This window comes from Oceanospirillum sediminis, from assembly GCF_014164585.1.
Classification (GTDB): domain Bacteria; phylum Pseudomonadota; class Gammaproteobacteria; order Pseudomonadales; family Halomonadaceae; genus Oceanospirillum; species Oceanospirillum sediminis.
On the sequence record NZ_JACJFM010000172.1, the window covers coordinates 1 to 406 of the forward strand.

Sequence of the window (406 nt, forward strand, 5' to 3'; positions counted from 1 at the left end):
TTTTTCAATTGGACTCATAATTTTGGCCTTTTTCTTAAGTGGAAAAAAAACATCTTGTGCTTATGGTCCTGAAGCACGGGTTTTAAAAAATATCAATTCTAAATCTAAAGAGTTCTCCAATGAGGTTCTGGAACAGTTTGATGCCAATACCATAAAAGAGCTATTGAAAACTGGTGATGTAAATTTTTCTAAAAGTACTCCAAGGCAAAAACCATGCGGCATCTATTTGATTGAAAGTAGTCTAAATGATAAAACTATTGAAATAACTGTTGAGAATTGTGATAGTCTGGTAAAGGTGAATAATTTGTCTTTTAGGAAATGATAAAACGTATATTCGACCTTGTTTTCTCTTTTTTGGGTTTGGTAATCCTATTTCCTGTCCTAGCTATAATCGCCATAATTATAA

1 protein-coding gene is annotated in these 406 nt (G+C 31.8%); it reads left to right on the forward strand.

Annotated features, from left to right (window positions below; all coding sequences use genetic code 11):
* Window positions 1-322: hypothetical protein (locus H4O21_RS28280; RefSeq protein ID WP_220495869.1), on the forward strand; the 322-nt coding region annotated here is incomplete at its 5' end.
* Window positions 323-406: the final 84 nt, after the last annotated feature.